20 protein-coding genes are annotated in these 21,560 nt (G+C 57.1%); 12 read left to right on the forward strand and 8 right to left on the reverse strand.

Going from position 1 to position 21,560, the window contains the following annotated elements; genetic code table 11:
- Positions 1 to 99: 99 nt before the first annotated feature.
- The gene (locus ACR0B0_RS08705) at positions 100 to 1,335 is read right to left on the reverse strand and encodes a lytic murein transglycosylase (protein WP_480647353.1); all 1,236 of its coding nucleotides are present in this window, start codon (positions 1,333 to 1,335) and stop codon (positions 100 to 102) included.
- Positions 1,335 to 1,610, reverse strand: a complete 276-nt coding sequence (locus ACR0B0_RS08710) for a hypothetical protein (RefSeq protein ID WP_480639259.1) — start codon at positions 1,608 to 1,610, stop codon at positions 1,335 to 1,337. Before ACR0B0_RS08710 ends, ACR0B0_RS08705 begins: the two co-directional genes overlap by 1 nt.
- Here ACR0B0_RS08710 and ACR0B0_RS08715 point away from each other — a divergent pair.
- The 6 genes from ACR0B0_RS08715 to ACR0B0_RS08740 are packed head-to-tail and all read left to right on the forward strand — an operon-like array spanning position 1,609 to position 8,026.
- Positions 1,609 to 2,472, forward strand: coding sequence for a cytochrome ubiquinol oxidase subunit II (locus ACR0B0_RS08715; protein WP_480647355.1), 864 nt, complete (start codon positions 1,609 to 1,611; stop codon positions 2,470 to 2,472). The genes ACR0B0_RS08710 and ACR0B0_RS08715 overlap by 2 nt on opposite strands.
- Entirely contained in the window at positions 2,469 to 4,553 is a 2,085-nt protein-coding gene (locus tag ACR0B0_RS08720; RefSeq protein ID WP_480647357.1) for a cbb3-type cytochrome c oxidase subunit I, read from the forward strand. The genes ACR0B0_RS08715 and ACR0B0_RS08720 overlap by 4 nt, the downstream gene beginning before the upstream one ends.
- Entirely contained in the window at positions 4,550 to 5,182 is a 633-nt protein-coding gene (locus ACR0B0_RS08725) for a cytochrome c oxidase subunit 3 (RefSeq protein ID WP_170349988.1), read from the forward strand. The genes ACR0B0_RS08720 and ACR0B0_RS08725 overlap by 4 nt, the downstream gene beginning before the upstream one ends.
- Positions 5,175 to 5,501: a cytochrome o ubiquinol oxidase subunit IV gene (locus ACR0B0_RS08730; protein ID WP_170349989.1), complete on the forward strand. Its 327-nt coding sequence runs from the start codon at positions 5,175 to 5,177 to the stop codon at positions 5,499 to 5,501. Before ACR0B0_RS08725 ends, ACR0B0_RS08730 begins: the two co-directional genes overlap by 8 nt.
- 21 nt (positions 5,502 to 5,522) lie before the next feature.
- On the forward strand, positions 5,523 to 6,506 hold the full coding sequence (locus tag ACR0B0_RS08735; RefSeq protein ID WP_480647360.1) for an HlyD family secretion protein: 984 nt from the start codon (positions 5,523 to 5,525) through the stop codon (positions 6,504 to 6,506).
- Positions 6,503 to 8,026 (forward strand): DHA2 family efflux MFS transporter permease subunit, encoded by a 1,524-nt coding sequence (locus tag ACR0B0_RS08740; protein ID WP_480647362.1) that lies wholly within the window; start codon positions 6,503 to 6,505, stop codon positions 8,024 to 8,026. Before ACR0B0_RS08735 ends, ACR0B0_RS08740 begins: the two co-directional genes overlap by 4 nt.
- Here the strand turns inward: ACR0B0_RS08740 and crcB are convergent.
- The gene (gene crcB, locus ACR0B0_RS08745) at positions 8,023 to 8,385 is read right to left on the reverse strand and encodes a fluoride efflux transporter CrcB (protein ID WP_480647364.1); all 363 of its coding nucleotides are present in this window, start codon (positions 8,383 to 8,385) and stop codon (positions 8,023 to 8,025) included. The two genes, ACR0B0_RS08740 and crcB, sit on opposite strands and share 4 nt — an antisense overlap.
- Complete coding sequence (locus tag ACR0B0_RS08750; RefSeq protein ID WP_480647366.1) at positions 8,382 to 8,789, reverse strand: fluoride efflux transporter FluC; 408 nt, start codon at positions 8,787 to 8,789, stop codon at positions 8,382 to 8,384. The genes crcB and ACR0B0_RS08750 overlap by 4 nt, the downstream gene beginning before the upstream one ends.
- Before the next feature lie 197 nt (positions 8,790 to 8,986).
- Between ACR0B0_RS08750 and ACR0B0_RS08755 the strand changes: the two genes are divergently transcribed.
- From ACR0B0_RS08755 to ACR0B0_RS08765, 3 genes are all read left to right on the forward strand, one after another.
- Positions 8,987 to 10,567, forward strand: coding sequence for an FMN-binding glutamate synthase family protein (locus tag ACR0B0_RS08755; protein ID WP_480647368.1), 1,581 nt, complete (start codon positions 8,987 to 8,989; stop codon positions 10,565 to 10,567).
- A gap of 61 nt (positions 10,568 to 10,628) precedes the next feature.
- Positions 10,629 to 11,168 (forward strand): RNA polymerase sigma factor, encoded by a 540-nt coding sequence (locus tag ACR0B0_RS08760; protein ID WP_480647370.1) that lies wholly within the window; start codon positions 10,629 to 10,631, stop codon positions 11,166 to 11,168.
- Positions 11,165 to 13,114 (forward strand): vWA domain-containing protein, encoded by a 1,950-nt coding sequence (locus tag ACR0B0_RS08765; protein WP_170349995.1) that lies wholly within the window; start codon positions 11,165 to 11,167, stop codon positions 13,112 to 13,114. The genes ACR0B0_RS08760 and ACR0B0_RS08765 overlap by 4 nt, the downstream gene beginning before the upstream one ends.
- Positions 13,115 to 13,160: 46 nt before the next feature.
- Here ACR0B0_RS08765 and ACR0B0_RS08770 read toward each other — a convergent pair whose 3' ends face one another.
- The 4 genes from ACR0B0_RS08770 to ACR0B0_RS08785 form a co-directional block, all read right to left on the reverse strand.
- Entirely contained in the window at positions 13,161 to 13,712 is a 552-nt protein-coding gene (locus ACR0B0_RS08770) for an ABC-type transport auxiliary lipoprotein family protein (RefSeq protein WP_254428493.1), read from the reverse strand.
- Between the two features lie 95 nt (positions 13,713 to 13,807).
- The gene (locus ACR0B0_RS08775; protein ID WP_170349997.1) at positions 13,808 to 15,124 is read right to left on the reverse strand and encodes an MlaD family protein; all 1,317 of its coding nucleotides are present in this window, start codon (positions 15,122 to 15,124) and stop codon (positions 13,808 to 13,810) included.
- A gap of 5 nt (positions 15,125 to 15,129) precedes the next feature.
- Entirely contained in the window at positions 15,130 to 15,945 is an 816-nt protein-coding gene (locus ACR0B0_RS08780; RefSeq protein WP_170349998.1) for an ABC transporter ATP-binding protein, read from the reverse strand.
- Between the two features lies 1 nt (position 15,946).
- The gene (locus ACR0B0_RS08785; RefSeq protein WP_480647372.1) at positions 15,947 to 17,059 is read right to left on the reverse strand and encodes an ABC transporter permease; all 1,113 of its coding nucleotides are present in this window, start codon (positions 17,057 to 17,059) and stop codon (positions 15,947 to 15,949) included.
- A gap of 275 nt (positions 17,060 to 17,334) precedes the next feature.
- Here ACR0B0_RS08785 and ACR0B0_RS08790 point away from each other — a divergent pair, with 275 nt between their 5' ends.
- The 3 genes from ACR0B0_RS08790 to ACR0B0_RS08800 all read left to right on the forward strand — a co-directional run bounded on the left by ACR0B0_RS08790 (position 17,335) and on the right by ACR0B0_RS08800 (position 21,528).
- Complete coding sequence (locus ACR0B0_RS08790) at positions 17,335 to 18,867, forward strand: sulfatase-like hydrolase/transferase (protein ID WP_480647374.1); 1,533 nt, start codon at positions 17,335 to 17,337, stop codon at positions 18,865 to 18,867.
- Between the two features lie 94 nt (positions 18,868 to 18,961).
- Positions 18,962 to 20,827 (forward strand): hybrid sensor histidine kinase/response regulator, encoded by a 1,866-nt coding sequence (locus ACR0B0_RS08795; protein WP_480647493.1) that lies wholly within the window; start codon positions 18,962 to 18,964, stop codon positions 20,825 to 20,827.
- Positions 20,827 to 21,528: a response regulator transcription factor gene (locus ACR0B0_RS08800; RefSeq protein WP_170516264.1), complete on the forward strand. Its 702-nt coding sequence runs from the start codon at positions 20,827 to 20,829 to the stop codon at positions 21,526 to 21,528. Before ACR0B0_RS08795 ends, ACR0B0_RS08800 begins: the two co-directional genes overlap by 1 nt.
- Positions 21,529 to 21,560 lie beyond the last annotated feature (32 nt).

Raw genomic sequence — 21,560 nt, forward strand, 5'->3', positions numbered from 1 at the left:
TAATAATGAAACTTCATCGTTTCTTGACATTTTCGTGAAGGTCACCCCGCAAACTTGACGCCAAGGAAGCTCGATTCACATCAAATTTGCAGCGAATCGCTACTGCGTCAGAGCGGATTTCATGCTGGTTTCTGGGAAGCAGGTCGGGCTGCGCCCCGTCACTTGTTGCCAGCGCCCAATCGAGCGGCGAGTCTTGAACCCCGGCAATCCATCCGCACCACCGACATCATGGCCCTGGTTTTCCAACGCCCGTTGCATGGCTGCGATATCTGACCGGTACAAGGTATCAACCTTGCCCCAGCGGGCTTTGAAGTCCCCAACGCCATACTGAATGCGGTCTCCGACATGGCCCACGAACAGAGCGTAGAGATCGCTTTTGTTGTAATCCTTGAGAACGTAGAAATTCGGCGTGACGATAAAGGCGGGTCCCTTGCGTCCAGCTGGCATCATCAGAAACCCCTCACCCGGCAGTTCGTGTGGTGGAAATGGCTTGCCAGATACGCGGGTGATCCCCATGGCAGCCCAGTCCTGAATAGGTCGACCCTGATCCGGTCCTTCCAACGCACAGGTTATCTGGGTTGGAACCGTGACCTCGAACCCCCAGTCGCGTCCGGTGACCCAGCCATGTTGCGACAGGAAATGCCCGATGGAGGCGATTGTATCTTCGGCCGAGCCCCAGATGTCGGACCGCCCGTCGCCATTTCCGTCCGCGGCAAAGGTCAGGAAGTTCGAAGGCATGAATTGCGGTTGACCCAACGCGCCCGCCCAGCTGCTTTTCAACGTGCCCGTTGGGGCGTGGCCGGCCTCGGCAATTTGCAGTGCGGCGATCAACTCGTCGGTGAAATACGCGGCCCGGGTACTCATGAACCCTTTTGTCCCCAACACCTGAAAGGCATCGTGGCGGATGGGTACTTGGCCATACCCGCTTTCCCGGCCCCAAATGGCCAGGATGATCCGTCCGGGAACCCCGGTTTCCGCCTCGACCCGCGCCAGGGTCTTGGCGTGACGCCGCGCCATCTGCCGCCCCGTAGCAGTTGCACCCTGAACGGAACCGGCACTGAAGTATCGGCCAGGTGATCCAAATTCAGCCTGTTTTTGCTGTTTGGGTGTCTGAGCAGAACTGCCCGGCGGCACCAGATCGGGCAACTTCCAGTTGAGCGTTACCCCATCAAAGGCCCGCTGCATGGTTGCGCGTGAAACACCTTTGGCCTTGGCTCGCGGCCAGACTGTATCCTGCAGCCATGCTTGAAACTGGCGTTCCACCGTCGCGCGATCCTGTGCGCTTGCACTTGTCGTAAGGCACCAAAGGCCGAGGGCGAGAATAATCCAACGCATCACCAAAATGTCTCACCCGGCTGCGATGCCAAGTCAACCGCATCATCGAAGGCGATTTGCACGATCCTAATGCTGTGGTTGTTCAGGCAGGGCGTGAAACAATCGACGGTTTTGGAAAAAACCTTGAGAAAATCTGTGACTCTGCCGATAGTTGGCCGAAACGAAGGCTTAAGAGGACTATCAGGCGTGGCCTTACTCAAACCTTCAGCAATGGCATTGGTGATCGCGGTTGTTGTGACCTCGGCACAGATGGCGTGGGCAAGCAACAGCTTCATGGACCCGCAAGGCCCTATTGCGGCGGTTCAGAAAACCCACCTGCTGCGGGCGACTGTTCTGATCATGATCGCCGTATTGCCGGTTTTAGTATTGGTGCCGCTGATCGCCTTGCGGTACCAGCGGCGCAAGGGTAGCGCGGCAGAGTACCGGCCCAAATGGGATTTCTCGGGCAAGCTGGAATTTGCCATGTGGGGCGTACCGGTCGTGATCGTGGCGCTGCTTTCGTTTTACCTGTGGAAAGCCACCCACCGGCTGGACCCTTACGCCGCTCCGTTCGGTGAAACACCCGCGCTGAACGTGCAGGTTGTTGGCCTCGATTGGAAATGGCTGTTCATTTACCCCGATCTTGGTATCGCCACCGTTGGAGAGTTCGGCATTCCTGTCAAACAGCAAGTGGCGATGACGCTGACGACGGATACGGTGATGCAATCCTTTATGATCCCTGCCCTGGCGGGGCAGATCTACGCGATGCCGGGGATGACGACTCAGCTGCATCTGGTCGCCGATACGCCTGAGACGATGCAGGGCGAAAACACGCAGTATAATGGGCGGGGTTTTACCAAGCAGAAGTTTCTGACTCAGGCGATGCAGCCCGAAGACTTCAATGCCTGGGTTGAAAGTGTTCGCACCCATGGGATCTCTCTGACCGAAGACACGTACAGAACGCTGGCCATGCGCACGGATCGGGATGAGGTACAGGCAGCGTTGGGGACCTCACTGATGCCACTCAATGCGCTGTATTTTACGCTGGAGGACGGTGATCTGTTCCAGTCCATTTTGCACCGCTATCACGGTGGGCAACCGTTGCCACGCGATCAACAACCGGGAACCGCTGAATACGGGCAAGAGGGCGCGCAATGACCGAAACAGGATTCTTTGGCCGTCTGAACTGGGATGCTTTCCCGATCACGGGTCTGATCCAAAATCCTAACGCAAATGAAATCGTGGCCAACGCGGCGGCGGCTGTGGTGATCGTAGGCGTCATTGTCGTGGTCGGATCACTAACATGGTTCCGCCTGTGGGGGCCTTTGTGGCGCGACTGGCTGACCAGCGCAGATCATAAGAAAATCGGCATTATGTACATCGTCTTTGCCATCGTCATGCTGGCGCGCGGCGTGCTTGAGGGCGTGGTCATGCGCGCCCAACAGGCTGCAGGCCCCGGTGACGGGTTCCTTGAGGCCGAACATTTCGCCGAGTTGTTCAGCACCCATGGCACGATCATGGTGTTCTTTGTCGCCGTGCCCTTTGTCTTTGGGCTCGCGAATTACCTGATCCCGCTGATGATCGGCGCGCGGGATGTGGCCTTTCCGGTAATGAACCAGATCAGTCTGGGCCTGACCGTCTCGGCGGGCATGATGTTGATGGTGTCGCTGGTGGTTGGCAATTTCTCAACCGGGGGGTGGACGGCTTATCCGCCTTATACCGGGGCCGCCTTTAACCCCGGCGTGGGGCCGGATTACTGGATATGGGCCATTGTTGTCTCAGGCATCGGTACCACGCTGACGGGGATCAACTTTGCAGTCACGATCTATAAGCTGCGGGCGCCGGGGATGAAGTTCATGCGGCTGCCAATGTATTGCTGGACAATCATCAGCAGCTCGATCCTGATCATCTTTGCCATGCCGCCGCTCGGCGTGGCCGCACTGATGCTGGCGGCGGATCGGTATCTGGATTTCCATTTTTTCACCAACGACCTTGGCGGCAACATGATGAACTATGCCAACCTGTTCTGGCTGTTCGGCCACCCCGAGGTCTATCTGCTGGTTCTGCCCGCTTATGGTATCTATTCCGAGGTTTTCGCCACATTCTCGGCCAAACGGCTTTACGGGTACAACTCGCTAGTGATTGCCACAATGTGCATCGCGGTGCTGTCCTTTACCGTCTGGCTGCACCATTTCTTTACTATGGGCCAAAGCGCGCTGATCAATGCTGTGTTCGGCATCGCCACCATGCTGATCGCCATTCCAACCGGGGTGAAGGTCTACGACTGGATGGCGACTTTGTATCGTGGCCGTATCAGGTTTTCGGTGCCGATGCTGTACGGCCTGTCCTTTCTGATGTTGTTTGTGATTGGTGGCTTGTCGGGTGTGATCCTTGCCAACCCGACGGTCGATTATCAGGTGCATAACACTCTGTTCCTTGTGGCACATTTCCACAATGTTCTGTTGCCGGGCGTGCTGTTCGGCCTGCTGGCCGGATACAATTACTGGTTCCCCAAAGCTTTTGGGTTCCGGCTGAACGAGCGTTGGGGGCGCATCACAGTGGTATTGTGGACGGTTGGGTTCATGCTGACTTTCCTGCCGCTTTATTTCGTTGGCCTCATGGGGATGCCGCGCCGGTCGTTCAGTTGGGAAGACCCCAGTTTCCACCCCTATATGATCATCGCCGTCATCGGCGCGCTGGTGATCTTGTCGGCGCTGTTAGCGGTGGTTATGCAATTGTGGGTCAGTATCCGCGACCGGGAAAACACCCGCGTGCCAGTCGGCGATCCGTGGGATGCGCGCACGCTGGAATGGTCGATCCCGTCGCCGCCGCCGCCCTACAATTTTGCCGTCATCCCGCAGGTGACGGATCGGGATAACTTTGCCGCCGCAAAGGAACGGGGTGAGGCCTATCCGACACCTGATGAGTACGAAGATATCTCGATGCCGCGCAACACTGGGATCGGGTTCATCCTGTGTGTACTCAGCGGAGTCTGGATGTTCGCATTGGTCTGGTGGATCTGGTGGCTGGCCGCACTGGTAACTGCTCTGATGTTGCTGTCCTTCGTCCTGTGGACCTTCCGGCTGGACACCGAAGAGGTCATCCCCGCCGAGGAGGTTCGCAAACAACACGAAGCCTGGCTTGATTTGGTGCGCAGCTCTGCACCGGTGGATCGCGATCATGAAATTGCTCCGGAAAATTGCGGCCTTGCCCGCCCTGACCTGGAGGCAGTGACATGAAGCGCGCGCCGACGCACAGCTATCCGGGGCTGAACCTCGGCCGGCGGCATGCAAGCGCGGACCAGGCCGCCGAGGTTGTCACTTTTGGATTCTGGGTCTTTCTGATGAGCGATCTGGTCTATTTCGGCCTGATGTTCGCCATTTACATCACCATGATCGATGCACAGGCTGGCGGGCCCGGTCCGCACGAGCTGTTCGATCTGAGAAGCATCTTTGCCCAGACGATAATCCTTTTGACCAGCAGCCTTACCGTGGGGCTGGCAATGCTGGCGCTGAAATACAACCTGCCCAGATGGCGGATCGTGTTCTGGTTCTGCGTGACGCTGGTATTGGGTCTCAGCTTTCTGGTGCTGGAAATCCGCGATTTCGTGGCGATGACCGAAAAAGGCGGTGTCCCTCAACGCAGCGGGTTTCTATCGGCCTTCTACGGTCTGGTGCCGCTGCATGGGTTGCACGTGGCTGCTGGGTGCTTGTGGTTGATCGTGTTGGGCATTCAGCTGCGCCTGTTTGGCTTGACCGATCTGCTGATGTCGCGCGTGGTGCGGTTGGCATTGTTTTGGCACTTTCTCGACCTGATCTGGATCGGGATTATCACCATCGTTTATTTCGGAGGGCTGACCTATGGATAAGCGCAGCGAGATGCACCGGCGCGAGCGTCGGCGCTACATAATTGGCTATGGTGGCTCGCTTTTGCTGACAGGGGCGGTGTTCGCGATAGCCTATAAATACGGCATCGAGACCAAGGGGGTTTACCTTTCAATCGCGTTATTGGGGTTGGCGCAACTGGTCGTGCAACTGGTTTATTTCTTGCATATTGATCGCCGCCGCAGCAGCCGGGAAGACCTTGATTTGATCCTTTTCTCCACGCTGGTGCTATTGATCATCATCCTTGGGACTGTCTGGATTATGGGCAATTTGGCGGTGCGAATGCACACATACCCGATGTAGCGAACTGCATGAGGCCGACCTATGAAATCCATGAAAGCCCTTGCCGTTGCAGCCATGCTTATTGCCATCGGTGCAGGACTGTTCCTGTTTTGGCGTCATGAAGAGCGTTACCCTTCAACGATTGACGCGTATGTTGGTGCGAATATCATCAGCGTGGCAGCACAAGTTACCGGGCAAGTGGCCGAGGTTCCGATCACGGAAAATCAACCCATCAAGGCAGGGGATCTGCTGTTCGCCATTGACGAAACGCAATTCAAGGCATCCGTCGATCAAGCACGGGCCGATCTGGACAGCGCCATACAACAGGTTCAAACCATTTCCACCCAGATTTCGGCAGCTGAAGCGGCTGTAAATTCCGCTCAGTCGGCCTTTGACACGGCCAAAAGTAATTTTGAACGCAACAAGGCGTTATACTCGGACGGGGACGTGGCGCAGGTCACGCTGGATCAGGCGACGACGGAATTCGCGCAGGCCTCGGCCCGGTTGACCGCCAGCCAGGCTGCGCTGTTGGCTTTGCAAAGCAGTGTGGTCGCAAAGCAGGACAACGTCCTTTCTGCACGCGCGCAGCTTGAGATTGCAAAAGCGGATTTGGATTGGACCAAGGTCTATGCAGCGGCGGATGGTTGGATTGCTAACCTGACCTTGCGGCCAGGTTCAGCGGTGGCCGCCAATGCGCCGCAGTTTTCGATTGTCGAGTCTTCGGACTGGTGGGTGGATGCGAATTTCAAGGAAACCGCTCTGCCGCGCATTCGTCCGGGCCAACCGGTTACGGTTCAGATCGACATGCTGCCGGGTGTGACGCTGACGGGCAAGGTCGCCTCGATTGGGCGCGGCTCGGGGGATACTTTCTCGCTTTTGCCGTCCGAGAATGCCAGCGGCAATTGGGTCAAGGTCACCCGCCGCTTTGCGGTGCGCGTAGAACTTGATCCGACCGATGTGCCCCTGCGTGTGGGTGGCAGCAGCAAAGTGACTGTGGACACGACCGTCGATCAGGCAGAAAAATGACGGGATCGGCGGCCAGCCGCGTCAATCCGGTGATTGTGATCGCCGTTGTTCTCAGCGCTATACTCGAGGTGTTGGACAGCACTATTGTCAATGTGGCACTACCGCATATTCAGGCTGCTTTCGGGGCCACGACCGATCAAGCAACGTGGATATTGACCAGCTATATTGTCTCGGCTGTCGTGGTCATGCCGCTGACTGGGTTTGTTGCCCGCCGGGTCGGACGGCGGCGGCTGATCCTGACCTCCATCACGGGCTTTACCGCTATGTCCGTCATGTGCGGCCTCTCGTGGAGCCTTGAGACAATCGTCTTCTTCCGACTGGCGCAGGGCATGTTCGGTGCGTTCCTGATCCCGTTGTCGCAATCCATCCTGTTTGATGCCTATCCCCGCGAAAAACGCGGGCAGGCGATGGCTGTTTTTGGTCTGGGCGTCGTGGTTGCCCCCGTCTTGGGGCCGACAGTCGGGGCCATCCTGACCGAGTATTTCTCGTGGCGGATGGTGTTTTTCGTAAACCTGCCGGTGGCGGCCATGGCCCTGCTGTTGCTGGCCGGAGAGCTGCCGGATGATGAAACCGAAGAGGTCAAGATCGACTGGATCGGTCTGGCCTTGCTGGCCATCGGCATTGGGTGCCTGCAATACATACTGGATCAAGGGGAAACCAAGGATTGGTTGACCTCTCGTGTGATACAGGTCGCGCTGATCGCGTCGGTCCTGGGCGCGTTGGGGTTTGTTGTTCATGCGCTCAGCTCGAAACGCCCGGTCGTTGATCTTCGCCTTTTCGCGGACCGGAATTTTGCCCTGTGCAATCTGGTCATCGCAGGGTTTGCGATCTCGCTGTTCGGAGGCATCGCGATCCTGCCAACTTTTGTGCAGAACCTGCTGGACTATCCGGTCATTGCCTCAGGCCATTTGTTCATTCCGCGGGGTATTACGGCGGGTCTGTCCATGGTGGTGACTGGCGCTGTGCTGGTGCATCGTTTTGATCCACGTATTCTGGCCGGGCTGGGCTTGGCGTTGACGGCGGTAAGCAACTTCATGATGGGCGCGCTGAATATGAATGCGGGGTTTTGGGAGCTGGCCTGGCCGGGTGCCGTCAGCGGTCTGGGTATGGGGTTGGTCTTTGTGCCCATGTCGATTCTGGCGTTCGAGAGTATTTCGAAAACCCGGCAGGACGAAGCGTCTGGATTGTTCAACGTGACCCGTCAGTTGGGGTCGTCGGTTGGAATTTCACTTGTTGGCACATGGGTGGTGCGCGGGTTGCAGACGAATACCGCTGTGCTTAGCCAGAATGTGACCCCCTACAACCCGGCAGCGCAGGTTTATCTGCAACCGCTTGGCCTGACGCCCGACAGTGCGCAAGGCGCTGCCATACTGGGGCAAGCGATCAGCCAGCAGGCTGAACTGATTTCATATCTGACCGTTTTCAATAACCTGGGTTTGCTGGCCCTGGCGACGATTTCTTTGCTGTTTTTCTGCCGCGCTCCTAAGCCAGGCACACAGTCTGCTGTTCCCGCGCACTAGTGTGTCAGGAACAATCCCAGCAACAAGGCGAGCCAACACAAGACCAGGCTAAGTAGAATATTCCCCGCCGCCAGCGCAATCGTGCGTTGCCGCCGCAATTCCAGCGACTGATAGGCAAAGCTTGAGAAGGTGGTGAAGCCGCCGCAGAACCCGAAAACCAGCCGTCTTTCTTCCTCGCCCAAATCAACCGGCCCACTCAGGTAACCGATCCACAGACCCAGAAGCAGGCTGCCCAGAATATTCACAATCAGCGTTGCAAACGGCAGGTCGTGGCGAACCCGCAGGGCGACCCAATGGCGCAGCACAGCGCCCAGACCGCCGCCCAGCCCGAACATGGCGTGCAGGTACAGCTCAGTCATTTTGCTGACCTCTGCCCTAGGAGACGCCGCCCGATAGCCTCACCCAGAATGGCTGCCGCAAGGCCAACCGCTATTTCCAGACCAGCAGCCGAAATAGCGCCCCAAAGATGCGTTGCCGCCATACGTTCCAGCTCAGCCACAAATGAGGAAAACGTGGACAGACCACCGCAAAACCCGACGGCACCCAGATGCAATACATGCGTATGCACGCGATGCCGCACTGCATAAAGCCAACCGAGTATGAAACAGGCCACAATATTGATCCCAAACGTGGCCGTCAGAATCGGAGCGCCGGGGATCTGGGCCGAGAGCGCCTCGCGCAGCAACGACCCCGCAGCGCCCCCTACGAAAACGGCAGCGAACATGATGGCCGTGGTCCGGACGGCGGGTCGGGTCTGTGTCACGGCCTGGATTCCTGCCCAATTTCACCTTTGTTTTGGCATACCTATTGGGGCAAGGGGGATCAACAGTGGCTCTGTATTCTGCCTGTTTCGTAATCTAACCTGATCGCGTGATGTTTGGTTCAAACGCTTGCAATCAAAAGCCGAATTGATCCACGCTTGCCATTAGCCGGTTTGGCAACACCTTGGGAGAGCGCAAAATGATTGTACGTCAACTCTATTACTTCCTCAGCTACGTGTGTTTGCCGCTGACTGTGTTGTGGGGGCTGTACTGGCCACCGGCGCATTGGTTACTGGTCCTGCTGATCCCCTACGCAGTGGTTGGCCTGTATGACATGCTGACCACAAAGCATAACGTTTTGAACAATTATCCGGTTCTGGGGCATTTCCGGTACATGCTGGAATTCGTCAGCCCGGAAATCCGCCAATACTTTGTTGAGACCAACGAAAGCGGGCGCCCCTATAACCGTATCATCCGCAGCCTGGTCTATTCCCGCGCCAAGGGGCAGATGGATACACAGGCCTTTGGCACACAATTCGACATCATGACCGTAGGGTATCACCGGGCCAACCATTCACTTGCACCCAAAGAGGTGGCCGAAAGTGAGGAACGGGTCATGCTGGGCGGACCCCAGTGTACCAAACCCTATAATGCCTCGCGTCTGAACGTATCCGCCATGAGTTTCGGCGCACTCAGCGCCAATGCGATCCGGGCGTTAAATGGCGGTGCCAAAGATGGCGGGTTTGCGCATAACACGGGTGAGGGTGGGTTGTCTCCGCACCATCTGGCCGAGGGCGGTGATATCATCTGGCAGATCGGTACGGGCTATTTTGGATGCCGTACGCTCGAAGGTACATTCGATAAGGATAAATTCGCTGAAAAAGCCCAAAAAGATGTGGTCAAGGCGATTGAAATCAAACTGTCGCAGGGCGCGAAACCATCCCATGGCGGGGTTCTGCCTGCGGCCAAGGTGGATAAGGAAATCGCCGAAATCCGCCACGTACCCGAGCATCAGGACGTCATATCTCCTCCCATCCATTCGGCCTTTGAAGGCCCGACGGGTTTGATGCATTTCGTTCAGCACCTGCGTGAATTGTCAGGCGGAAAACCCGTCGGTTTCAAGCTGTGCATTGGACGTCCTTCCGAGTTTATGGCGATCTGCAAGGCGATGTTGGAATCTGGAATTTTGCCCGACTTTATTACCATTGACGGTGCCGAGGGGGGCACCGGGGCGGCTCCGGTTGAATTCACCAACCGCCTCGGCGTGCCCCTGAACGAGGCGTTGATCTTTGTTAACAACTGCCTGCGTGGCGCTGGTTTGCGCGACAAGATGCGGATCATCTGCTCGGGCAAGGTGGCCACGGGCTATGACATGGTCGAGAAATTTGCGCTTGGGGCTGATATGTGCAACGCGGCGCGGGCGATGATGTTTGCGGTCGGCTGCATACAGGCGTTGCATTGCAATACGAACCGCTGCCCTTCGGGTGTCGCCACACAAGACCCGGTCCGGGGACGGGCAGTGAACGTGCCGCAAAAACGCGTTCGGGTGCAGCGCTTTCATGACGCCACGCTGGAAAGCTTTCGAGAGCTTTTGGGTGCTATGGGTAAAGAAAAAGTCTCTGACCTGCATCCAAGCGATATCCGCTGTCGCAACGCGGATGAACACGAGCGATCCTATGCCGAAATGTACACTTTTATTGATGAAGGCGCCTTGCTGACCGATACGCCCCCCGAAGCCTTTGCTGCGGATTGGAAAATGGCATCGGCAAGTCATTTTTAATTTTTTTCGACCCGCCGCCAAGGATTGACCTTTCTGGTCCGTCTTACTCATCGTGATGCGTATGACAACTTCGGATGAGGATCTGGCCAAAGCTGCCGCGAAGGGGGACGCGGATGCGTTCGCTGCCCTTCTTGCGCGCCATTACGACCGGATTTTTCGTCTGGCTTTTCGGTTGAGTGGGCGCGGTGATCAGGCCGAAGATTTGACACAGGATATCTGCGCCGCCTTACCAACCAAGATTGTTGGGTTTCGGGCGCAGGCCAAATTCACCACTTGGCTGTATCGTGTTGTCGTCAACGCCGCCGAAGATGCGCGCCGTCGGCAAGCCAGTCACAGCCGTGCTGCGGTCGGGTGGGGCGATGTTGAGCAGATGCGCCGGGCCGAAGCGGCGGAGACCGCCGAAGCGGTCGATTGGTTGCAACGGTCCATGCGCGCCTTACCGCAAGAATTGCAGGACACTTTGGCCCTGACGCTTGAGGAAGAGATGACCCATTCCCAGGCTGCTGATGTGCTGGGCGTATCTGAAGGCACAGTGTCTTGGCGCATGTCGGATATCCGCAAACGCCTGCGGGCCTTGCGGCAAGAGGAGCTGGCTCAATGACAGACGATCTTGAAGATTTCAAAACCTTGATGAATGCCGCCACCCCCGCGCCGGATGCGCAGCGTCGGGTGGAAAATCTACAGCAGGCGCAGAAAAGTTTCGCCCGCGCCCAAGGATTGCAGTCTGGCGCGCGTCCGACTGTCAAGCGAGGCCCAATAGCCCGCCTGACAGAAGGAGCGAAGTCCATGTTGAATGTCTTGACGCATCGCGGCGCATTGACCGCGACAACCGCAATTGCTGCTGTGGCCTTGGTGGCGATTCTACCGCAGACGCGGGATTATGTTCTGGAGCCGAATTCGAGAATCGAGAGTCGATCCACGACGTCGCAGGCTCCCCATTCGGTTACTGAGCTCGAAGCGGATTCTTTAGAGGAAACAGCTGCAGCTCCGCTGGAAAAGCCGGTTGTAGATGTCCCTGTGGTGGTCTCACGGACAGCGAAACGGCAGGAAGGGTTTACTGCCGAAAGCGATGGTTCAGTTTTGTTTGAGATTGCACCTAATACCGCTGAGCCATTTCTTGGAGGTAGAGTACTAGGTGCCATCGGTGATAATCAAAACACCGAGACCTTCTCCAACACTGCCACCAACCCTCTAAAGGTGACAGCCGAAGATCCCGTTTCGACTTTCTCGATTGATGTCGACACGGCCTCGTATTCGATTGTCCGGTCGTCGCTGATGCGTGGTCAGTTGCCGCCGAAAGATGCGGTGCGGGTTGAAGAGATGGTGAATTATTTCCCCTACAGCTATCTCGCGCCCGAAAGTGATGTGCCGTTCCGGCCTTCGATTTCGGTGACCCCAACACCCTGGAACGAAGGCACGCAGCTGGTCCATATCGGCATTCAGGGTGCGCTTCCGCAAATCGAAGATCGCCCACCGCTGAACCTAGTGTTTCTGATCGACACGTCGGGTTCGATGCAAAATACCGACAAACTGCCGCTGCTGAAACAATCTTTCCGCCTGATGCTATCGGAATTGCGGCCCGAAGATCAGGTGTCAATCGTCACTTACGCGGGCGGCGCCGGGCAAGTGCTGGAGCCGACGGCGGCGTCGGAACGGTCCAAAATCCTAAACGCGCTGGACCAATTGGAGGCCGGGGGTTCGACCGCCGGGCAGGCCGGGTTGCAGCAGGCCTATCAGGTGGCGGAAAGCATGGTTGAGGATGGCGAGGTCACCCGCGTTATCCTGGCCACGGATGGTGATTTCAATGTTGGCCTGTCGGACCCGGACGCTTTGAAAGATTTCATAGCCCAAAAACGCGACAGCGGCACGTTTCTAAGCGTTCTGGGCTTTGGTCGGGGAAATCTGGACGATGCGACCATGCAGGCGCTGGCGCAGAATGGGAACGGGCAGGCGGCCTATATCGATACATTAAGCGAGGCACGCAAGGTTCTGGTCGATCAGCTGACCGGCGTGCTGTTTCCGATTGCCAATGACGTCAAAATACAGGTCGAATTCAACCCGGCGCAGATCGCCGAATACCGTCTGATCGGGTATGAAACCCGTGCTTTGCAGCGCGAAGATTTCGCGAACGATAAGGTGGACGCGGGCGATATCGGGGCCGGTCATACGGTGACTGCGATTTACGAAGTGACACCTGTGGGGTCGGACGCCATCCGAAATGGTCCCTTGCGCTATGCGGAACAAGCGGTGTCCGAGGGATCGGACGAAATAGGGTTTTTCAAACTGCGTTACAAATCCCCTGGTGTTGCAGAAAGCCAATTGATCCAGCATCCAATCCTGCCGGGGCAGGGGGCCGTAACTGAAGATGTGGAATTCTCATACGCCATTGCGGGCTTTGGGCAGTTGCTGCGCGGCGGGGAATATTTAGGCTCGTGGTCCTATGCGGATGCGATTGCGCTTGCAAATGAGGCAAAGGGTGAGGACCCGTTCGGGTATCGTGCCGAAGCCATCACATTGATGCGTTTGGCCCAGACATTGTCTCAATGAAACCGGTATGCGGGCGCTGAAACCTAATAGCGCCCGTTTACCTACCCTAAAATCGATCAGAATTATTCGCGGCGTGGGTGTTGATCTTGCGCACACTCCATTCCACCGCATCCCGCATGGTCTTGCCCAACGCATCATCGAACGCTCGGACCAGATCAGGAGTTTTATCGCTGGCGGCGACCACATATTCCCGGAAGGAATCTGACGCGATGATCTTGTCTTCGAACTCGTCGATGATCTTGATGTTCATTCGAACTTCGACCCGTACAGTTGACGATCCGTCGTCCTCAGCGATCACAAGGCCCTGAAATTCCCGCAAGTCCGGAACGATGACGTAGTCCGCGCGCAATCCAACGGTCGAACGACCAACGGCAGCCACCTTGCCGCTGTTTTCATAGCTTTCCACCAGCAGCGCCTGAACGATCAGCGGCGCGCGGTCCACCCAACGCGCCCGTGGCAGATACTGGACCTGCAACGGGGTGGGTTGAATAGCAATCTGATCGGTGTTGACGGCTGCGGTGGCCGTTGGTTCCTGCACCACGACCTGTTTTTGAATGCGCGGCAACGAAGACGAAAACGTGCTTTTTGGTGTCAACAAGTACAAATCATTAGGCTTTGATGCCTGCCTGAGCGTTCCCAGCCCCGCGCATCCCCCCAGAGACACCAGGGCGAGAACCACAAGTAAATGCCTAATCATTGGCGAAACTCCGATGCTTGGGTTCCAAGAAGGAAACGCGCGGGATCACGTTCGACCTTATCCACCAGACGATCCAGGCTGATGACCAGTCGTTGCGATTCTTCGATGAAGCGGGTGAACTGCGGCAGACCGACCCGCAGGAAATCGGACAGCTGACGGCGGTTGTCCTGGACGATACCGTCGATGGTGCCCAGCAGTTCCGAGGCTGATTTCGATGCGCTCAGGATATCGGCGGATATGTCGTCTAGACGTTGGGTGACGTTCTTCACAGTCGCGGATACCTCATTTGCGGCTGTACGGATGTCGTTCATTACAGTGCCGACGTCTTCGGTTATGACTTTGTTGGCCGAGTCAAAGGCACGTTCTGCCGAGGTCAGCGTGCCTTTTGCCGTGTCCATCGCACCCGTGATTGACCCCAGCGTTTTATTTGCATTCAAGAATGTCTCGGTGATAGTCGCCAGCGAGACTTCGGCCTCGCTCGTCAGACCGTTCAGGTTCTCGGCCAGGTTTGTGGCGCGTTCGATGAAGGGACGGATATCTTCCTGAATTATGCGATCCGCTGTTTCGATTGTGACCTTGGCGCTGTCGAGAGTTGCGGTTGCCGAGTCCGATGCGGTTTTCACGCTTTTCAGCGTATCCGTGCCGGTTGTCAGGGTCGTTTCGGCGGTGTCGGCCAACTGATCCAGTCGATCTGTGAAATCGCCAAGCTTTTTGGCGGCGCCCCCAAGGTCCGTCGACAGGTTTTCGAAATCCGAAAGCGTCTTTTCCAACTTGCCTGAAGCGGAAGCCAAATTGTCGAGAATGTCGCTGACGTATTTGCGGTTCTTGTCATCGACTACGGCATTGAGGTTTTCCAGCAGGGTAACGGCCTCGTCCAGCACCTTCGGGGCGCCCTCAAACAACGATTGAATGGCGCTGCGCTTGCTTTTAATCACACTGTCTTGTGGCAGTTTTGTGCCGCTGGCGGACCCGCCGGTCAGTTCCACGTAACTAACGCCCGTGACACCCAGTGATTGCAACTGCGCAATTGTGTCTTCGGTTACGGGGATGTCTGCGTCGACCTCAAGCCTGACCCGTACCTTGGACGGGTCGTCCTCGTCCAGATTCAGCGAAATAACCTGACCGACCGGCAGACCATTGTAGCTGACGCCGCCTGCCGCAGACAGGCCAGATACGTTGTCGAACAGTACATCATAATAGGCGTATTGCCGCGACACCTCGAATTTCGCCAACCATAGGAAAAAGCCGAATGCGCCAAGGATACCCGCAAGGGTGAAGGCGCCGATCAGGATATAATTCGCTCGGGTTTCCATGGCCTCTACCTGTCCTGCCCCTTCTTTTGCGCCGCGCGCGCCCGGGGGCCGGTGAAGTATTCCTGCACCCAAGGATGGTCGACTTTGGTCATTTCTTCAATCCGTCCTTCAACCAGAACGCGTTTTTCGGCCAGCACTGCGACACGATCGCAAATGGCATAGAGGCTATCGAGATCATGCGTAACCATAAACACGGTCAGCCCCAGCGCGTGTTGCAACTCGCCGATCAACTCGTCATAAGCCGCCGCCCCGATCGGGTCCAACCCCGCAGTGGGTTCGTCCAGAAACACGATCTCGGGGTCCAGTGCCAGTGCGCGGGCCAAGGCTGCGCGTTTGCGCATACCCCCGGACAGTTCTGACGGAAACTTGCCGCAGCTCAGTTGTGGCAGACCTACAAGGCTGATCTTCAGGCTGCCAAGGGCACACATCAGCTTTTCACTTAACCCGGTGTGTTCGCGCAGCGGGGCCATGACGTTCTGCAAAACTGTCAGAGACGAAAACAGCGCGCCATCCTGAAAGGCCACGCCCCAATGCCGTTCGATGCGGCGACGTTCCTGTTCGGGCCCGTTCAGGACGTCGACACCCAATACTTCGATGCTGCCTGCGGCGGGTCTGTTCAACCCAACAATCGTGCGCAACAGCACCGACTTGCCGGTGCCCGATCCGCCAACGATGCCCAATACTTCACCGCGCCAGACGTCCAGGTTAAGGTTCTGATGCACCACCTGCGTTCCAAACTGGTTGGTCAGATTGCGCACGCGGATCACTGCCTCGCGCTGAGCGCCGGTTTCCGAGGTCTTTTCAAGCACGCTCCCGTCCATGTCAGACCTCCAACACCGAGAAGAAGATCGAAAACAGCGCGTCCAGTGCAATTACCATAAAGATCGACTGCACAACGGAGGCTGTTGTTCTTTGGCCGACGCTCTGGGCCGATCCCTTCACCTGCATTGCCTGCCAACAGGCGATAACGCCGATGACCACGGCAAAAAACGGGGCTTTGATCATGCCGATGGCAAAATGCCAGATGCCGGTGCTTTCCTTCAGCCGCGTCACGAACATGCCGGGGCTGATGCCAAGATCAATCCAGCTCATCAAACCCCCACCGATCAGGGCGGCCATATCCGCAATGAAACCCAGGATCGGCAACATGATCAACAAAGCGACGACGCGCGGGATCACCAGCACTTCGATCGGGTCAAGGCCCAGCGTGCGCATGGCGTCGATCTCTTCCTGCACTTTCATCGATCCGATTGACGCGGTGAAAGCCGACCCGGACCGGCCCGCAACAATAATGGCTGTCAGCAGGATGCCCAGCTCGCGCAGTACCGAGATCGAGATCAGTTCGACCACGAAAATCTCGGCTCCGAATTGTTTCAGCTGAGTGGCCCCCTGAAAGGCCAGCACAACGCCGATCAAAAACCCCATCAGGGCAACAATCGGGATGGCCCTAAAACCCGTTTCCTCCATCTGGGATACCAGCGCTGCCTGTCGCAGCCGCCATGGCATAATTATGGTGCGGGCTAACCGATGCAGAGTCAGGCCCAGAAAGCCCAGCATCGAAAGGGTGTCTTCCCAGGCCCCCGCCGTGCGTTGACCAACGCTGGCGACCCAATCAACAAAACTGCGGTGTTCCGCTTCGATGCCGGAATCGTCAGGTATGTTCTTGGCTACAGTGTCCAACAGGGCGGACTGAGCCGGGCTTAACCCTTCGAACCGAACCTCGGCGCCTACGGCCCTGTTTCGCCGGGCCAAATCGGCAACCAGCCATGCGCCACCGGTATCCAGCGCCTCAACCTGAGACAGATCAAACGTGACGTTGCCACCCTGGGGTTGAGTTGAGGCGAAAGCCTGTTCTACTGACGCCAGAGATTTGGTGAGCATTTCACCCGAAATACGCAGGCAGACGCCGTCGGCGTCATGTTCCGAATGTATCATGGGCTGCGTCATGGTCGTATGTGATGTGAAACCACGTTGTGCTGCAACGGATTTTTACGCTGTGACCAGATTTGCCGCCATACCATAGTAGGGGTGTGACAATTTGGGTCCGCCTGACGCTAGCCATGTGCGCCATCCCCTTAAATGACTGTTTTTTTGTACGTGATACGAAAAAAAGCGTGCTCAAATATCAGAGCGATGAACGGCTTGCCGCGACCACGGAACCAAGTCACAGTCTGCAGCGGAAACGCCTCGTTGGAATCAAGGTAAGTGTCATGAAGCACGCGGGAAATGTCCTGTTCATCATTATTGATCAGTTGCGGGCAGATTGCCTGAACGGTGCCCTTGCGGATCACGTCGATCTGCCGAACATGCGGGCGTTTATGGATGAGGCCGTGACATTTGACCGCCACTTTTCGGTCACCAATCCTTGCGGGCCTTCGCGGGCCTCGATCCTGACTGGGCAGTATGCGATGAATCACCGCTCGGTCCGCAATGGCACACCGCTGCGGCACGACACACCCAATATCGCGACCGAGATGCGTAAGGCCGGTTACCTGCCCATGCTGTTCGGCTATACCGATACCTCGGCCGATCCGCGTGTGCATGACGCAGGTGACCCAGTTCTGAAATCCTATGAGAACCCGATGGCCGGGTTTGATGAAATCGTCGAGATGCGGTTGGAGGAATCCTACCCGTGGCGATCCCACCTGATGCAGAAAGGATACCGCTTTGAAGATTACTGGGACGTTCACAAACCGGTGTCACCGACCGGAGATGCACCGCGCCTGAATGATCCGGCCCTGTACCGGGCCGAAGACAGCGATACGGCCTTTTTGACCGACACATTCCTGAACAGTCTTGCCCCGCTCAAGGGCCAGAACTGGTTTGCCCATTTGACCTATATCCGACCACACCCACCGCTGGTTGCCCCCGCGCCGTACAATGACATGTACGATCCGGCGTCATTGCCGCTGCCTGCGGGTTGCTCTGAAGCAGCTGAGGAACGGGCGATGCATCCCTTCTTTGGCCCGACGATGGACAAGCAGACGGCGGCGGATTTCGTATTGGGTTTCGATCACGTTGACCCCACGGTTGAGAATATCCAGACGCTGCGCTCGGTCTATCTGGGGCTGGCAACCGAAGTGGATCATCATGTTGGTCGCGTTATCCAGTACCTGAAGGACAGCGGGCAATACGACGATACGCTGCTGGTGATCACCGCCGATCACGGCGAGATGCTGGGTGATAGGCACAGCTGGGGCAAGATGACAGTCTATGACGCGGCCTATCATACGCCGCTGATGATACGGGTGCCGGGTAATGAATCTCAGGCGGGCAAAGTAATGTCTGCGCCAACCGAGTCGGTAGATATAGCCCCGACGATCCTTGAATGGGTTGGTCAGACGGTTCCGAATGCGATGGATGGCCGGTCCTTGTTGCCGCTTTTGCGTGGCGAAGTACCTGAGGATTGGCGCAGCTATTCATTTAGCGAGCTTGATTTCTCGGAACCCGAAAACCCTACGTTGTGGCAACAGCAATTGGGCACGGGCAACAGCGACTCGTGTTTGGGCATTCTGCGCGACGACCGATTCACTTTGGTCGAATTTGCTGCTGATTTGCCGCCGTTGCTTTTCGATCACGACGGCAAGGGCGAGCTGGAGGATGTTGCAAGCAACCCCGATCATGCGGTGGACCTGGCGCGTTTGGGGCGGCAAATGTTGCGGCATCGGATGCGAAACATGGACCATACGCTGTCGCTGCATTCTATCACGCCGGATGGGGCAAAGTCCAAACCGCGGTACTGATCCAATCTGTCCTATACACCTGTGACGAAACCGATGCTACGCATGGTTCGCGGAGAGGGCGAAATTGGACATAACTGAACAACAGATAAAGTCGATGACCAGTGCGGGTCTGAACCTGATCGGTCAGGCCCTGTCGATCTACGACAGCAAATTGCGGCTTGTGGTCAGCAACCACCGTTTTCAGGATATGTTCGACCTGCCGGATGAACTTGTGCAGCCCGGAGCGCTGTTCGCCGACACGATCCGCTATCTGGTTGCGCACGGTGAATATGGTGAAGTTACTGATGTCGAGGATGCCGTCGCTCAGCGGGTTCAACAGGCGCTGGCGTTCGAGCCTCATTACATGGAACGTGTGCGCGCCAACGGCTGCGTGATTTCGGTCGAAGGTGCGCCTTTGCCCACAGGCGGTTGGGTATCCGTCTACACCGATATCACCAACACCAAACAGGCCGAGGCCTTGCTGCGTGCCCGGTCCGAGGAACTGTCGGATCAATTGCTGGACCGCGCCGAGGAGCTTTTGGCAGCCAACCGAAAACTCGCGGCGACCAACTCTGCGCTGGAAGAAGCCAAGCGTCAGCTGACCGAGATCGAAGCCCGCACACGTATGACAACCGAGATGATGCCGGCCCATATTGCCCATCTGAATCCGGACGGGCGGTATGATTACTCCAACCGCCGGCTCAGCTCGGTCATGCCGGGCCGGCCATCTGAAATTCTGGATATGCATATTTCCGACGCGTTGGGTGCAGCGGCCTTTACCCGTGTGGAACCTTACCTGCTCAATGCTTATGGCGGTGAAACGTCGGTGTTCGAGTTCACCGAGGATCAGGATTCCCGCCGCATCCGCGTGTCGTTCTCACCAGATGGTGAGGGGGGCGTCTATGTGATGTCTGTCGATATTACCGAGGAAACGCAGGCGCGTGTGGCCCTGCAACAGACACGTCGCCGGGCTATGGCGGCGCAGATGACCAGTGGGTTGGCGCATGATTTCTCGAACCTGTTGACCATCATTCTGGGTATGCAGTCCCGGTTGGAAAAGATGGATTTGTCCGAAGCCGCGCGAGAGCTTGTAGCCGCTACCCAGCAAACCGCGCTAAGGGGCGGGCAATTGCTGAACCGGATCGCGGATATGACCGGCAACCGAACTTTCCAACCAAAAGCAACCGACATGCGTGGCCTGTTGGAAGATTTACGCATCCTCGCCTCGCCATCTTTGCCGCGCGGCGTGGGTCTGTCGGTGGTCAACACCTTGCCGGACGAGGCGTTGATGCTGGACCCGGGCATGGTGCAGGATGCGCTATTGAACCTTGTTCTGAACGCGCGCGATGCCTGTGGCGGATTTGGTCAGGTGACGATCAGCGCGCATAAGATCGGTGAGATCTGGATTGAGATTGCGGTCACGGACACCGGACCGGGTTTTTCCAAGGAAGGCATGGAAAAAGCACTGAATCCCTTCTTTACGACCAAGGGTAGCAAAGGGTCGGGGCTGGGTCTGCCGATGGTCTATGATACTGTAAAACTGGCAGGCGGGGACCTGAACTTGCGCAACACACCATCGGGCGCTGCGGTGGCCATGCGTTTGCCTTATCGTCCAGCCCCGCCGGTGCAGGATGGGCTGGTCCTGCTTGTCGAAGACAATGAAGATTTGCGCGGGCAGTTCCGCGAAATGCTGGTCGATCTTGGGTGTTCCGTGATCGAGGCGACCTCAGTCGACGAAGCCCTGGCCTTGACCGCAGATATTGACGATATCGAGTTGGTGTTGTCAGACATTCGCCTAGAAGGTCAGGGGACGGGGCTTGACCTACTGGCGCAGTTGAGACCTGGTTTGTCGTGTATTTTGATGACCTCATTACCCTATTCTGACCCGTTGCACCGGCAAGCGCTGACACTGGCGCCGGTCCTGAGTAAACCATTTACGCGGGCACAGCTGTCCGCCCTGATCCGAACCGAGGCCGCCTGATGACACAACCGCTGGTCACCATTGTCGATGATGAGCCCGAAATTCGGCGTGTTTTGACCGACGCGCTGGAAGAGGCCGGATTCCGCACCCAAAGCTTTGCCCGGGCGCGGGAATTTGAGGCTGCGCTGAAACGTGTGACGCCGGATGTGTGCTTAGTTGATCTGTCCCTACCCGATACGGACGGGTTGGCGTTGGTGCATCGGCTGGCACTGGAACAGGGGGCAGCGGTGATCATCATCTCAGGTCGGGCGCAGGTGCAAGATCGTGTGACTGGGCTAGAGCTTGGGGCGGACGATTACATTACCAAGCCGTTCGACCCCGCCGAGGTTGTGGCCCGCATCCGCGCCAGATTGCGGTCTCCTCGTCAGCAAACCTCACAGTCAGATGTGGCGATGTTCAATGGTTGGACTGCGCATTTTGACCGCTATGTCCTGATCGATGCCAGTGGCGCAGAGACACCGTTCAGCCATGCTGAAGGAGAAGTTCTGCGATTGTTTTTGGACAGCCCGAAACGCCTGATCAGCCGATCTCAGATGCAAGAGGCACTGGGCGGTGCGGCTGGCGACAGCTTTGACCGCGCAATGGATGTGCGTATCTCTCGGTTGCGCACAAAGCTGGGCGAAGATCCGAAAAACCCGCGCCTGATCAAGACCATCTATGGGGCAGGGTATATCTTTCTGGGGGATGTCGAGTGGCGGTAAAGCGCCTATCAATAGCTGGAAGACGACCTTAT

Source organism: Ruegeria sp. BA12, assembly GCF_056539625.1.